This is a genomic window from Stutzerimonas sp. VN223-3 (assembly GCF_045999685.1).
Classification (GTDB): Bacteria; Pseudomonadota; Gammaproteobacteria; order Pseudomonadales; family Pseudomonadaceae; genus Stutzerimonas; species Stutzerimonas stutzeri_AR.
Window position 1 is genome coordinate 290,928 of the sequence record NZ_RBEC01000002.1, and the last position, 14,471, is coordinate 305,398.

Below are 14,471 nucleotides of genomic sequence, written 5' to 3' on the forward strand. Positions count from 1 at the left end.
CGATCTACAACCGCGAGCGTCCGCACCTGTCTTTGAAATATCAAACGCCCGATGCGATGCACCGGGCGCTTGGGTGAAACAGGTGTAACCCTATTTTAGGACTAGACACCCCCTTTTATTGCAATCTACCCCCTTTTTGTTTCCTTTTTGTTTTTATTCGCTTACAGCATGCAGACTTACTTCATGGCTTAGGAATACGAGCTCCAAGCCACATCAAGATAGCAAGCGCCCCACCTATCTTCACCCCGATTTCTAGAGCTCTATATAACTGCAAGCCCCAATCAAAATAAAACCCTTTCCCTAAAAACCATAAATATATATTAGCTCCTAACGCAGCAAGAAAGACTAGGCAAGCGAAACTCAGAACAAGCACCAACATAAACCGTACAAGAAGTGCAAGCCAGCCTCTAAGACCCTCAAATTTTTGAGTCATCACTTATTAATCTCTTGTTCTACTACTTTACTTAAAACCCCTCCAGATGCACTCCCTATAACATCCGCAACAACCTTAGAAACTTTACCTTCCAGCCCGTCAGCTAATTTCCCTCCCAAGGCCCACCCGGCAGCGCTACCGAGTGCAGCACCAGCTAAAGAGGCACCAACGTTCTCGCCTTTAACAGTTTTATACACGTATTCTCCGCCAGCATTCACCATTACGGTAACCGGCAAGTTCTTTCCTTGGGACAGGCCTCCGATCAAAGAAGCCTTACCAACGCTCATCAAGTCCACATTTCCCGTTTCAATATCGTACTGGTAATAATATTCAATCCCTCCGGGCACTACTGCACCAACAGCCATACTTTCTAGAGTTACCGGAGCACTTAAAACAATGCCAGGAATATTAGAGGAATATTAGGGGACAGACCACGATTTACCGAAATTAATTGAGGTCTGTCCCCTATTGCCTCTCTGTATTGGGCATAGAGCATTCTCCGTTCCTTGGGAAAGCGATAGTTTAGCGAAGGCGCACGAGACGATCTGGGATTCCGCCTCACGAACTAGCCAGAAAAATAAGTTTGTCCTCTCTTCCCATTTATAATAATAGGCGCCGCTATTTCTTTTCCCTTTTTCCTTTCAGAACACTTATCAGAAATGAGACTATCGCCACGACTGTCAGGATCCCCTCCCAACCTCCAAGAATTACTAACTGCAAGCAGAAATCTTTCATAAAAATCGATATCTTTCTGCCCTTTCAACAACCAAACTAAAAAATCTGCAGTCAAGAAAGCTATAAGAGCCGCTAAAGTGAATACCATGTATGCTTTGGCTACCCAACATAGCCACCAACCCTTGCTCTTCATCCGTTATTCCTTTGAGACTATACTGGATACGTTTTCAGAGACAATTGATCCGGTAATCGCACCAGACGCTTCTTTTGTAAGATCTGAAGCTGAACTTGGCAAAGCCCCACCAACAACCTTACCCGCAACAGTCCCAGCGGCAGTTCCCACTCCAGCCCCAATCATCGCGCTCGTCGCATCAGTTCCCTTGATGTGGCTACTGACCAATATTAGGGGACACAATATTAGGGGACAGACCACGATTTCAATCAGTCCAATTACATCAAACGCTTCGGTCGCCCCGCCATCCCGCGTACAGCTCGACGCCTGAGAGCCTGTTCGACCTCCGATGCAAACCGGGCATTGCCCAAGGCATAGTTGCCATTGGTTGCTGACCGAATTTGGTCAACCAAGCCAGGGTCAAGCTGATACCTGAAGAGCTCTCGATAGGCGCTAGCTTGTAGATCGACAGTTTCGCCAAGCGCTCTGTAGAGTGAATGGGGCTCGATCATCTGCGAAGGTAGGCCGTGCGCGTTGGCACCGTAGCTAGACCAGCGATATTCGGCTGGATGTTCGACCATGCTGGCGCGTACTGGATTCATCTCGATGTAGCGATAACACGCCAGTACGTAACTTCCTCTTGCAGCAAACATGACCTAAACCGGCCCTCCCACAGCGTACCGCTACGCTCACAAGTGAGCATGATTAGTCATCAAACACCAAGCATGGATAGCACAGCCATGCTGCTCAGCTTGGAGCCTCAGATGATCCAGATCTTCGTCAGCGTAGAAACAAGCGCTGCGGTTATTACCGCTCTGTATTAGATGTAACGATACCCCAGGCGGCAAAAGCCTTGCTCGACGAGGCATAGGAAATTCCTTTTCCTTCAACTGAAATTCAATCACATCATCATCTAGGAAAACGTGGTCTGTCCCCTATTGCCCTAAAACAAAGATGGCAAACGCGACCCGGAAATGCACCGGTGCATCAGGCGTTTTGGTGAAATAGGTTTACACCTTTTCCGGTCATGCTCCGCACCTCAAACGCCCGATGCACTGCATCGGGCGTTTTGTATTTCAGGGCCAGATGCGGCCGCTCTTGGTTATAAATATCGATGGCCTCACGAACCATGCGTCGAGCCTGTGTCAGGTCCGCCGGGCTTTGCATCAGCAGTTCGTTTTTGAGGATGCCGTTGACTCGCTCCGCCATGGCGTTCTGGTAACAGTCATAGCCGTCGGTCATCGAGCAGGTCACGCCGTGTTGCGCGTGTAGGCGTTGATAGTGGGCTGAGCAGTACTGGATGCCGCGATCCGAGTGATGCACCAGCTCTTTACGGCTTGTGCGTTGCTGCAATGCACGATTAAAAGCTAACGCCACGGCCTCGGTCTTCAGGCCTTGGTGCACGTGGTGGCCGACGATCTTGCGAGAGTAAGCATCGGTTAACAGGCTCAGATACAGCGGGCCATTTTTTGATGGCAGGTAGGTGATATCTGCCACCCACACGTGCTCTGGAGCAGTCGGGGTGATTTGATGGGGGCCAGGCTTGAGCAGGTTGGGATGGCGATAGAAGCGGTGATAGCTATTGGTGGTCTTGTGATAGGCCCGCTTGGGCAACAGCAACAATCGGTGCTCTGCCAACACCCGGAATAGTCGGTCTCTACCAACCTTAAGGTCTGACTCCGTTTGCTCTGTCAGTAGAAAATGCAGCTTGCGCGTACCAAGGCGTGGCTGGCGCATTCGGGCATGCCTTACAAATTGGGCAACCCGACGATCCTGCTCCTGACGCCTGTCCGCCGCCCGATTACGTTGGTAATAGGCCTGGCGACTCAGGCCCATGAACTGGCAAGCCCTGCTGATGCTCAGTCCTTGGACTTTTTCTTGCGTGAGGACTTGCCGGGTCGCTTTTTTGCGACAGAAACACCGTTGTCATTTTTCAGCACATCAACGACCGCTTCGAAGAACTGCGCCTTCTGGTTAGCGATCTCCAACTGCTGTTCCAGCTCTTTGATCCGTTGCTCCGGCGTCGGCGGCAAAGAGGGTTCGGACATAGGAGTACCCCGGGATAAGCGAATAGAAGCGCCCTGACTCCAGTTCTGTCGACCATGCTTGCGTAGCCACGTCAGCACCGTCGACTTCCCTTGAATGCCGTAAACGTCCTGGGCTTGGATGTAACTTAATTCGCCTCTTTCTATCTGGTCTACCACTGCCAATTTAAAAGTCAGCGTGTAATCACGCTGACTTCGCCTCACACCTTCTGCCATGGGCCTCTCCTGAAAAGCGTGGCTAAAGGTGTAAACCCTATTCAGGACGGGACAAAGTCAGCCGAAAAGGGGCTGGACGTGCAGTTTTTATACGAGCCACAGTTCTGTGAACTGGCTTGGACACATTGGCCGCACCGACGTTTCTCCGGGGCGGGGTCCCCGCCAGGGCGGTGCTGAACGACAGCCACCGCTTGATCCATGGGGACTGGAGCGACTCGGTCGTAGCCAAGAGCGAGGAAACGGGCTCGACCGGGTCAACCAATCAGGTTCGGCACTTGAAAACTCTCTGCTGTTGAAAGCAGAGCGGGTTGCTTTGAGTCTTGACGCAGGCCCGGCTAATGGGTGTCCCCTTTTTCTGCCGCAGTTACCCCTGTAGGACGACCTAGCGACTCAAGATCACCCTGAATTACATTGCTAGGCGTAGCTTGACTCGGCCTAGCAAGTGCAGGATAGCCTCCGAAGTTGCTTCTGGACCCTATCGCTTAGATTACCTCATAAAAAGTAACCACCGGTCCGTAACTCTGATCAGAGTTTGAAACTTCGACTTCAAATTTCCTCTTAGCAAATTTATCACTCAACACCATACGCCATGATAAAGCCATCACGTCCGCCAACTGCTCAAATACTCTGTTATCGACTTCTTCGGCACATCCATCAAAAACGTCATACAAATGAATATGATTGACCATCTTTTCAACTGACCGCAAGTCGCCACCGAATTTCTTAAACCAAGAATCAATAACACTACTGTCATATTTACTCTCTAAAAACACTCCATCCCCGACAACAATAAGATCAGGAAAAAATAGCTTGCACGACAACAATACATCCTCGGGATTACATTTGCTGCTTAAGTAAGAAAACTCATCAACATTGTCTTTCTCCACCCACTCCGACTTCCAGGACTCGTAACGAGCCAGACCGACAAGAGGATTAAGTGTCTTAATTTTCATTATGGAATCTCGTCCGACTTAGCGGGCCTTGGTGCTAACTTTGAAGAGGGTGACTGAACTCTTGTCGTCCCATCCGGCAATTGATTTCTACCGTACTCAATCACATGCGGCGTCGATACATTTGCATGCGCGGTCCCAGTAACGTCGACGCGCTTAACAATCATTCCCGCCGAATCATACACAGCATAGCTGGTAATATTTCCTTGGTTATCGGCTCTATATAGCGTTCCATTGACTGGTCCACCATCAAGCTTAAAACGCCCGCTAATCTGGGCTGCATTTTCCAGCGGACCGCCTGCAAGGTTGCTTGCGTTACGTGGTGCTGGAGGAGTATTTGTCCCTTTCGGACCAGAAACAACCCCAATCGCACGTCCCGCAACCTTCCCTCCAAGCGACCCAATCTCACCTGCAACAACGTCAATCAGAAATCGAGACGCTAATACATAGCCGTCACCGTTAAGATAATCCTCGTTCCCCGCCGCGTACTCCTGCTTCGCTTTTTCATGATCTGCTTGAACGGTAGCTTTATCGCTATCAGTGATCCCTGCAGTTATGCCGACAGCTGCACCTTCTTTGAACGCATCAATCTGGTCGCCAAATGCTGCGTTCAGTAACACGCTGCCCGCTAGGCCTATCGCCGCCTTGGCAGGTCCCATCAGCGCCTGCATGCCCAGCATTACTACTTGCGCCTCTGCTACGGGAAGAGTTTGCAAATAGTCCTGTAGCTGCAAAGTTTTCTGCAGGAAACGTTCGCCTGGCTTGACGGTAGCTATGATCGTAGAGCTACCTAAATCTAGCGCGCCATTGTGGTTAGCGGAAGAAGATGACGGCGATTCGGAAGGACCTTGGCCCGCATTCGCACCAGTAGCTGCCTTGTCGAAACCTTCAGCCGCGTCAGCCCAAGCCGTCAGCATCTGAGCTGTTTCAGGCGAAAGAGACCCCATCACATCAGGGCTTAGCCCGTGCCTAACCAGATTCTTGGCTAAGGACACCGCTCGCTCTTCGCCCAGCATCTGTTTGGCAGATGTCGGTATTTGATCAGCACTAACCTGTTGAGCCTGTACTTCTCTTGCGACACGAGACGCTACCGCCTTCACCGCCTCCAGCGAGGACTTGCTCACATACAGATCAGTTCGCTCTTCCTCGTCGTTGGTGACCTCATAGGCCTTGCTGACATCACGGTTCAGTCCAGCGGTGGAATCGCTGCCCGTTTCGGCATCGTCACGGACGATGACTTCACCAGCCCCCACCGTAGCCCGTACGATCTGCTCACGCTCTTTCTCGTACTCGTAGCCTTCAACGCTCCAGCCGCTTTCTCCTTTCTCGCCTTTACCTTCCTGGCTGGGATCTTGCTGAGTGTTGCTGTTGCCTGCTTTATAAGTACCGCCTACGTTGAGGTAGTAGCTACGCTCTTTATCCTCTCCAGCAATATCGCTGAAGCCCAGAGTGCCGGTGTCCACCTTCAGATTTCCGTTGTCGGAGGCGATTAGAGCCCCGTCGAGCTGAGTGTGGTTTTCCGTGCGGATATCCAGCCGATCCCTGGCGGTGATGCGCGTTTGCTCTTCGACCCAGTTGGTCTTGCCAGTGGTTTCGCCGTAACCCACCGAGCCACTGAAGCCCGCCCCTGGGCCAATGGTGACCGTGGCGCTCAGGTCGAATTCCTTGCCCTTCACTTCGCCAGTATCCGGCATTGAAGACACACGAAGATCCCGACCTACCCGGCCAATGACTTCATCGCCACGCAGCTCCGCACCGGCGATGGTGGCGTCCTTGCCGCTGCTGAAACTTAGGCGCTCACCGGCGTACAAATACGCCTCTTGCTGACGTTCGCCCTCACGCTCCAGGTGGCCCTTGCCAAGGTTTACGCTGGCATAGACGCCTACACCTTCGGAACCAAAGGTCAGGCCCACTTCGCCACCAGCGCTGCGACGATCACTATCGCTACTGCTCGCGTTCTGAGCCGCGCTTATGGTCAGGTCGTTACCGGCCTTGAGGTCGATGTCCCGAACCGCCTGAACTTGGGTACCGATCAGACCCAAATCGTTACTGGCTTGAAGATTGATGTCGCGGCCTGCGGCTACTTGCGCGGTCGTGCTAGCGCCCTGCGTCCAATCCTCACTCGCTACGCCGCGACTCCCTCCGATGCCGACCTTGATGCCCCCACTGGTGCCGCCATGAATACCGCCCCAGCTCTGGCTTTGCTGATTCTCTTGGCTCAACTTGCCTTGAGCCACATCGAACGCTACATCCCGACCCTTGACATTGATATCGCGCCCAGCTTCGAGCTGGCCGCCTCTCACAGTCACATCATTGTTCGCCAACAGGTTGAGATCATTGCCCGCGCTCAGGGTCGATGAGCGGTTGCTCTGCTCGATGTACTGTTGGCTAGTGCTTTGCTGGGAATTGCCCAGACGCACATCGGCGGTTGGGCCGGAGATGAACTGACTATAGGCATCAATTGCTTTGAGGGTGCTAGAGCCTTTACTGACGTTGTTATCGCCGTTACCTGCGTTGGCGATAGCGTCCTTGGTGTTGCCGTAGTTGTGGTTGACCGTAACGCCAAGGCCCTGCCGTTCTTCCGAGCGCTGCTGTTCAAGCAGTTGCGTTTCGCGAGCGGCATCAATGTTGATGTTGCGCCCTGCTAACAGGCTCATGTCGTTCGAGGCCAGCAAATCGGAGCCGGTCTGGTTTACATCGCGCCTGGCAGTGATGTCCAAGTCCTGGCCGGCGCTGATCTGGCTAGCCGCGGCGGTGTCTAGTACCAGACGATCCTTTACCTGGGTGCGCTCAGCTCCGGCGAAGAAGCTAACGCCGTTGTCGTCGCCAGAGACGCCGATACCTACCTGCTTGTTCTTTTCCCAGCTCCGCTGCGAGTTGCTGTCTTCGGCTGCCACGACATTTACATCACGCCCGGCACCCAGGCTCACGTTACGTCCAGCGCTGATACCGCTGCCGACAATATTGATATCGCGCTCGGCCTGAAGGGTGGCATCCCGCTCCGCCGCCACCTGGCTGCCGACGCTGGTGCTGCTTTGCGCTTGTTTGCCAGCCTCTTTAGCCGAGGCCACTGAAACAAAACCACCGGACGAAGATAGCCCGACCTTTTTCTTGTACTGCTCGGTCAGGCTGTAGGCCTCGTCGTTGGCCGAGACGAGATTGATATCGCCCGTTTCGGTTACAAGGCCTGCTCGCAGCTCGACATCATTGCCTGCAGCGGCTTCGCTAGCACGCAAGCGAACATCGTTACCGGCGGCGATCACGGCGTCATTGCCCGCCTCCAGTTCGCTCGCCACCTGGCTGGCTGTGGTCTTGAGCTGGCTCTTGCCGCTCTTTGACAGGCCAAGAAAACCGGACTTAGTCTTTTTGCTATAGGAGCCGTGCTCTTCGATGCCGGAAAGTACCGCAACGTCGCCGGTACCGCCGACCAGCAGATCATTGCCTGCCGACAGCTGGCTACCGATCACAGTCACGTCGCGGCCGCCGTTCAGGCTGAGGCTGCCGTCCGCCGCCTTTTGCGTATTGATCGTCAGATCGTTGCCGGCCTCGATGACCGAGGCGACATTGGTGCTGTCGTAGTTCTCCTTCTGCGTGCTCTTGCTTCGCCCGAAGGAGCCCTTGCTTTTCTTGTAATAGAACGAGGCGCTTTCATCCTTGCCGGAGAGGATGTTCACGTCCTGACCGGCTTCAAGCGCGACGTCTTCGGTCGCTTGGATGTTGCTGGCGACCATCGCAACGTCCTAGCCAGCGATTATGGCGACATCGCCACCGCTTTGCAGGCTGCTCGACTGCTGACGCACGCTGTCGGTGCTGCGGGTGACGCGCTTGGTCTTGGAGAAGAAGTGATCCTCGTTGGCAGCCGAGAGGAGGTTTACGTTTTCGCCTGCGCGAAGATCAATGTCACCCGATGCCTTAACCTGACTACCAATTGCACTGATATCAGAACCAGCTTCAATCTTCATCGCACCACCAGCGATCGTTTCGCTAGCGTGCTGGCGAGTGTGCTCGTTCAGATAACGTTTCCCACCCGCGCGGGATTCGAGTGACGTTTCCTCGACTGTGCTAAGCGTAACGTCGCCGCCCGCCAGTAGCGCCATTGCGCCTCCGCTGCGCAACACGCCTCCAGTGTTGGCAATGTCACGTTCTGCCTGTAGGCGCATATCTCCTGTCGATTCGATGCTTGCTGCCTGGTCAACGTAGTCGGTGATGCTTCTACGGCCGCCGTAGCTCACATCGTTCCGGGTCGCTGTACGCTCGTTAACGATATCAGTACCTGCAATCGCACTCACATCCCGCCCCGCAATCAACCCACCCTGCGCGTTGCGAATGCTTCCAGTAGCCAGCAGTTGCAGACGCTCGTTCGCTTCCATCGCGCCGCCGACGTTGAGGATGTTGCTGGCAGTGACGTCTAGGTTCTGGCTAGCGCGCAGCGTGCCGCGGTTGATCAGGTCGCTGCCGGAAATCAGCGCGACGTCCTGGCCCTGGATCAGCGCGCCATTGGGCGCTAGGCGGCCTTCGGCCTGGGCCAGATAAAGCACCGGGACGAGGACCTTCTCGCCCATTACTTCCTGCTCTTCCATCCAGACGATATCGTGAGTCAGCGCGGCAACTTGTTCTGCGCTGAGCGACACGCCCAGGCTGAGATTGAGCGCTTCCTTGCTGGCGATGGCGTTGTCCATCAGGTAGCGGTACATGCCTTCGTCGCTGGTCAACCCGGCGAGGTAGCGCTGACCGGTGCGGGCCACGATGGCTTCGCGGATCAGGCGCTGTTCGTAAAGGCCGTCGCCGAGGCGCTTCTGTGCGGCGTCGGGGTCGTAGCCGAGTTTACCGAGCAGGTAATCCGATCCCATGAACTGCTTGAGGTCGGTCAGCGCAGGGTTGGTTTCGATTAGGTAATGATGAGCGCCCGCTGGGCGCGAAAGGCCCGCATTGACGGCGGCTTGCTGCATGGGCGGGCCGATCAGCGGAGCGGTGCCCGCATCGGTCGTTGCAACACTTGAAGCCGCCTCGCCATTGAGGCGGAACAAGCCGTTCTCGCCCTGCGGCAGGGCGAAGCCCGGCAACGTGATCGGATTGATCTGCTGCTGCGCGAGGTCCGGCGGGAGATTGCTAGTCAGCTCGACGACCAGTGGCTGACCGGTACCGGATGCCGAGGTGCTTCCCACCTGGCTGGCGCCGCGCTGGATAGCGGAGCGAGGGGTGATAACGCTGTTGGTCAGCGTCTGGCTGGCCTGAATGGTTACGTTGCCGCCGGCCTGGACGACGGCGTTCTGTACGTCCGAGCCGCCGCCGCGGACGATTTCGACGTCATTTGCGGGCTCACTATCAGCGAGATCATTCGGAAGTTGTGCCTGCTTCACTGCCTCGGCGTTATAGCGGGAAGAAGGAAGGCCGTCATAGTAGTCGTAAGCAACTGGTACGTGCACACTCTGATGAGTGATGGAGTCGCTCCAATAGGTCACCGACTCGTTGCTACAACCGTCACCCTCGCAGACCGTACCGAGTGTCGGAAGCGCTAGGCGTATTTCTCCAGAATTAGTCCGATAGTAGTAGCCAGGGTACTGAGGATTATACGTGCGGTTATAAGGCTCGACGTGGCCGGAAACAAAACGCCTAACTGTGCCGTCTGTTACCGCCCTACGATAAGTTCTTATCCGCTCAATTGTGCCCCCCGTTGCACCTTGGTTGGCAAAGCTGTCAGCTGCAATATTTATGTTCCGTACCGCCGAGAGTGTGCTGCCCTCGTTGCTGATGGCCCCGCCGACCAGCCGCAAGTCCCGCCCAGATGTAATGTGGGCAGCCGGCGTCGTATCGGTGATTTTGCCCTCGTAAATATCCCGAACGATATAATCGACGGTGAAGTTATCGCCGCTGCAATCGTAGCAATAGATGCCAATAGCGCTCTCTACAAGTGTGCGTTCGAGCGAGAAGACCTCGCGGCGGTTCCTCAGCGTTTTTGCTTGCAAGTAAACGTCACCGGCCGCTTCCAGGCTGCCGGAGATGTTGTCGATTAACACAGCACGTCCGCTCGACAGCCCGCCGATGGTCAACGAGCCCAGGCTATAGATGTCGCCGTAAGTGTTAATGAACCTATCCGCTTCGACCGACAGGTCGGCGCCGCTGAAGATCAGCCCTCGGTCGTTGTTCAATGTGGCCGCGGCCAGCGACACTTGTTCGGCGGCCCCCAGCGTGCCGGTATTAAGGATGCTGCCGGCGACAAGTGCCAGATCAGTGCCCCCTGTGAGTCGCCCACCGTTTGTTAATGCGCCCACAATGCCGAGGTCCAGTTCATCTCCTGCTGTCAAACGTGCCGAGGACCCCAACGTCATCGCACCAACCCGCACGCCCATACCGCCAAGGCTGGTCAGCTGGCCGCTCCCGCTATAGCGACCGGTCAGTTGAAGATCGAGCGCTTCATCGCTCGCAATCACGCCATTGTTGACCCAGTTACCGCCCGTTCCCTTGAGCGTCTCGGAGGCGAGCAGCTTGCCGGTTGCCGTTTGCGTGAAGGCTCCCACGTTGACCGTCAGGTTGCGCGCTTGCAGGATTCCGCTGTGCGTCCAGCTGGCAGCGGTCAGGCTGAAGTCCCCGGTCGTCGTGAGCGTACCGCCCGCCTCGATGGCATTGGCACTGGCCAGCGCCATGCTGCCTGTGCCGACATGGCGCAGGGTGCCATTGGTGTTGAGCAGCCTGCCAAGCGAAAACTGCACGTCGGTATTGGCAGTTTCGAGCAGGCCGGCGCGGTTGTCGAAAGTATCGGTGGCTGTGATGAGCGTCACGCCCGCTCCGCCAAGTACCCGTATGGCTCCGTTGACGTTGGACAGGCGCGCAGCGGTGAGGGCTAAGGTGCTACCGCTCTCGATCAGGCCGGCGTCGTTGTTCAACGTACCTGCCAAGCTGAAGTCGATGGCGTTGGCGCCGATCTTACCGGTGCGGTTATCTAGGTCGCTTCCCTGCACTTTCAGGCTGTCGCGAGCATATAGGCCGCCCGCTGCGTTGTTCACGGTAGCGGCATGATCACCGTGTCGCCTGAGACGGCCGATACGTGGCCGCCGCGGTTGTCGAGCGCACCGGCGTTCAAGACCAACTTATCGGCCTGGATCGTGCCGCCCTGGTTGTCGAACAAACCGTTAGCGGTAGCGGTTATCCAACCTGCCAGACTTGTAAGCAAACCGTCCTGATTGTTTATTGAGTCCGCTTCAATGAAGACATCACCCTGTTCGCCCAGCAGCCGTCCGCTGCGGTTGTCGAGCGCTCCGGCAACTTGTACGTCCAGGCCGGTCTTGCCCTGAATCGAGCCGTCCTGATTGTTCAGTGTCGCCGCCTGAAGAGTCACCGTATCAGTCTGGCTATAGATCAAGCCGTCCTGGCTGTTATCGAGCAGACCGCTGACCTCGAGTCGCAGCGAGCCATTGGCAGCCAGCGTGCCGGCGAGGGAGTTGTCCAGGCGTGAGGTGACCAACTCAAACAGGCGCTGGCTCGCCAGTTGGCCACCACGGTTATCCACCTCCCCAGTTTTCATCAGAAGGTCGCTCGCGCTGCCGAGCTGACCGCCCGTATTTAGGAGCAGCTCGGTGAGTGCGAGCGTGATCGTCTGGTCGCTGCTGAACTGGCCGTTACTGTTGTCCAGATTCCTGCCATCAAGGAGCAAGTCAGCACCGCTGCGAACGCTTGCGGACTGGTTATTTACATCGGATGCTTTGATCGACAAGGCACCGCCCGCATTCACGAGTCCACCGACGGCGTTGTTCAGCGTACCTGCCGTCTGCAAGGACATACTCGCTTCGCTGGAGAGGACCCCGCCTTCGCTGTTATCGATCTCGCCGGACGTGACGGTCAGCGCTTGTTTGCTGACCAAAGCCCCCTCATTACTGTTATTCAATGCACCGGTCAGCTGTGTCGACACGCCACCTTCGCGACTGGAGACGGTGCCCTTTGCGCTGTTATCGAGCGTACCGCCTTGTAGAGTTACTCCCTTCCAACCAGAGAGTAGCCCTCCGTTATGGTTGTCTAGCGCGTCGCTTTGTACGACAAGTTCACCGCCGGCAATGACGCGTCCCGCATCTGCGTTGACCAGGCGCTCGGCTTCGATGTGCAGGTTGCCATTAGTCGACAGCTCGCCGCCCTGGTTGGCCAGATCGCCAGCGTCGGTAATTGCCACGCCGGTTTGTCCCTTAATCAATCCCTGACGGTTGTTCAGCGTGCCGCCTTGAAGGTCGAGTTCAATCCGACCGTCGCTGATCAGGCGCCCCTGCTGCTGAGTTAGAGTTTTTACCGTTACGCGAATATCGCCCCCAGCGGATACCTCGCCGCCACTGCTCGAGTCCAGTTCGCTCGCCTCGAGCGTCAGCGAAGCTTCACTGGCGATCAGTCCGCCGTCGCGGTTGTCTATTTGGTCTCCTTTGAGCGTGAGTGAACCGGCAGCACTGACCACACCGCCACGGTTGTCCAGCGAATCAATCTCCAGACCTGCGACACTACCGGCCATTACTCGGCCTTGCTCGGTGTTATCGAGGGTCAGGATGGATGCGTTCAAGGTGCCGGAGGCGACGACATCGCCGGCCCGATTATTCAGGGTGCTTGCAGCCAGTTGGGCGTCACCACGCGACTGCAATAAACCTGCTCGGTTATCGAGCGCGCCCGTTACGATGCTTAGTCGCTTTTCGGCGAGCACGCGGCCGCCTCCGTTGGCCAGCGAATCGGAGCGAATAGCCGTGACAGCGCCTGCGAAGGTGCCACCACGGTTATCGATCAGCCCCTCGGTTTCGACATCCAGCCGCCCGCTGGCCAGGAGCGTCCCTTCGTTGATCAGGCTGCGGCTCTTTATATCGAGTGCTGCCAAGGTATTGCTGCTGCCATCGGCCTTGATGCCGGCTTCGACGATACCGCGGTTGGTTATTTGATTGGCTGAAAGCACGACGCCCTGCCCGGCCGCCAAGCTTTTCGCGATGCCGAGCGTGTCCGTCGCCTCGACACGCACAGCACCCGAGGCGTACGTATCCGCTCCCAGCTCCACCGATTCGGCTTTAGCGATCAGATTTCCATTCGCCGCAGTGCGCGCCATGCTCAGTTGCCCATTGGCATCGATCTGAATATCCCCCGCGCTGGCGGCCATATCCCCGGCCAGCTTCACGCCTACACCCGCTTCGGTGCCGACCAGGCGGATGGCGCCAGCGTACATGCCGCCGAGCGCGGAGCTGTCGATGGCCAGCAGGGGTTTGTCGCTGCCGTCCGGCGACTTGGCGGTCGCGGCGAGTGTGCTGGCATCGACTTCGTTACGACCGGCGATGATGTTCAGCTTGTCGGCGTGCAGCTCGGCATTGATCTTCGCGCTGCGGGTAATCAGATCGAACTGGTCGATGTTGCTGGCGTTGAGTCCCTGTCCTTCGATGGCGATGCTGCCGCCGTTGACGTCGAAGCGATCGAGACGGCCGTTTTCGATGATTGGCGTGCCGGTGCTCAGCGTCACACGTGGAGTGTTGATGAAGCCGCAGCCGTCGCAGCTGATGCCATGGGGGTTGGCGACGATGACATGGGCCGACTTGCCGGCAACTTCCGTATAGCCCTGCAAGCGGCTGGCGTTGCTGCCGGTGACCTCGTTGAGAATCAGCCCGGCCGCTATCCCATTGAGGTTCGAGTTGCCAAGGATGATGCCGCCCAGCTGGGTTGACTGGGTCCGCTCGGTAGCGTTGTTCAGGATCAGGCCCTGCTGACCAACGTTGTAATCCTTGAATTTGTTGTGCGACAGCCCGTTGCTGTTAGGGGCGGCAATATTGACGACCGGCACGCCATTAGCGGCCTGCCCTACCGTCGCGCCGCTGCCGGCGGCGACTGTCAAATCCGCCGCCGCACTGACGATAGGGTTGAGAAACATGACACCCACCAGCACGGTGGCGACGTTCTGGAAGATGGGGCTGCGTACGTCCATGTCTAAGACTCCGGCTTTGCTTGACTCAAATAAGGGATAGGGAACGAGCTCC

Annotated in this window: 7 protein-coding genes and 2 pseudogenes; all 9 read right to left on the reverse strand. The window is 56.3% G+C overall.

Going from position 1 to position 14,471, the window contains the following annotated elements; genetic code table 11:
• Positions 1-181: 181 nt before the first annotated feature.
• The 9 genes and pseudogenes from D7241_RS10205 to D7241_RS10245 all read right to left on the reverse strand — a co-directional run bounded on the left by D7241_RS10205 (position 182) and on the right by D7241_RS10245 (position 14,419).
• A complete protein-coding gene (locus D7241_RS10205; RefSeq protein WP_408101431.1) occupies positions 182-436 on the reverse strand; it encodes a hypothetical protein in 255 nt (84 codons plus the stop codon).
• On the reverse strand, positions 433-798 hold the full coding sequence (locus D7241_RS10210) for a hypothetical protein (protein WP_408101432.1): 366 nt from the start codon (positions 796-798) through the stop codon (positions 433-435). Before D7241_RS10210 ends, D7241_RS10205 begins: the two co-directional genes overlap by 4 nt.
• 200 nt (positions 799-998) lie before the next feature.
• Positions 999-1,301 (reverse strand): hypothetical protein, encoded by a 303-nt coding sequence (locus D7241_RS10215; RefSeq protein ID WP_408101433.1) that lies wholly within the window; start codon positions 1,299-1,301, stop codon positions 999-1,001.
• A 966-nt stretch (positions 1,302-2,267) separates the two neighbouring features.
• A protein-coding gene (locus D7241_RS10220; RefSeq protein WP_408101434.1) for an IS3 family transposase occupies positions 2,268-3,541 on the reverse strand; the annotation gives its coding sequence in 2 pieces (ribosomal slippage) (positions 2,268-3,190 and positions 3,190-3,541; 1,275 coding nt in all).
• Between the two features lie 482 nt (positions 3,542-4,023).
• Positions 4,024-4,494 (reverse strand): hypothetical protein, encoded by a 471-nt coding sequence (locus tag D7241_RS10225; protein ID WP_408101435.1) that lies wholly within the window; start codon positions 4,492-4,494, stop codon positions 4,024-4,026.
• Complete coding sequence (locus D7241_RS10230; RefSeq protein ID WP_408102312.1) at positions 4,494-5,438, reverse strand: polymorphic toxin type 24 domain-containing protein; 945 nt, start codon at positions 5,436-5,438, stop codon at positions 4,494-4,496. The genes D7241_RS10225 and D7241_RS10230 overlap by 1 nt, the downstream gene beginning before the upstream one ends.
• Positions 5,427-10,820: pseudogene (locus D7241_RS10235) on the reverse strand (hemagglutinin repeat-containing protein); the annotation flags it as partial. The gene D7241_RS10230 and the pseudogene D7241_RS10235, both read right to left, overlap by 12 nt.
• 498 nt (positions 10,821-11,318) lie before the next feature.
• Positions 11,319-11,495 (reverse strand): annotated as a pseudogene (locus tag D7241_RS10240) (hypothetical protein); the annotation flags it as partial.
• A complete protein-coding gene (locus D7241_RS10245) occupies positions 11,492-14,419 on the reverse strand; it encodes a filamentous hemagglutinin N-terminal domain-containing protein (protein ID WP_408101436.1) in 2,928 nt (975 codons plus the stop codon). The gene D7241_RS10245 and the pseudogene D7241_RS10240, both read right to left, overlap by 4 nt.
• Positions 14,420-14,471 lie beyond the last annotated feature (52 nt).

Coding starts and splice junctions, on each gene's coding strand:
- D7241_RS10210 (WP_408101432.1), bottom strand. CDS start 798: ATGGCTGTTGGTGCAGTAGTGCCCGGAGGGATTGAATATTATTACCAG.
- D7241_RS10215 (WP_408101433.1), bottom strand. CDS start 1,301: ATGAAGAGCAAGGGTTGGTGGCTATGTTGGGTAGCCAAAGCATACATG.
- D7241_RS10225 (WP_408101435.1), bottom strand. CDS start 4,494: ATGAAAATTAAGACACTTAATCCTCTTGTCGGTCTGGCTCGTTACGAG.
- D7241_RS10230 (WP_408102312.1), bottom strand. CDS start 5,438: ATGGGGTCTCTTTCGCCTGAAACAGCTCAGATGCTGACGGCTTGGGCT.
- D7241_RS10245 (WP_408101436.1), bottom strand. CDS start 14,419: ATGGACGTACGCAGCCCCATCTTCCAGAACGTCGCCACCGTGCTGGTG.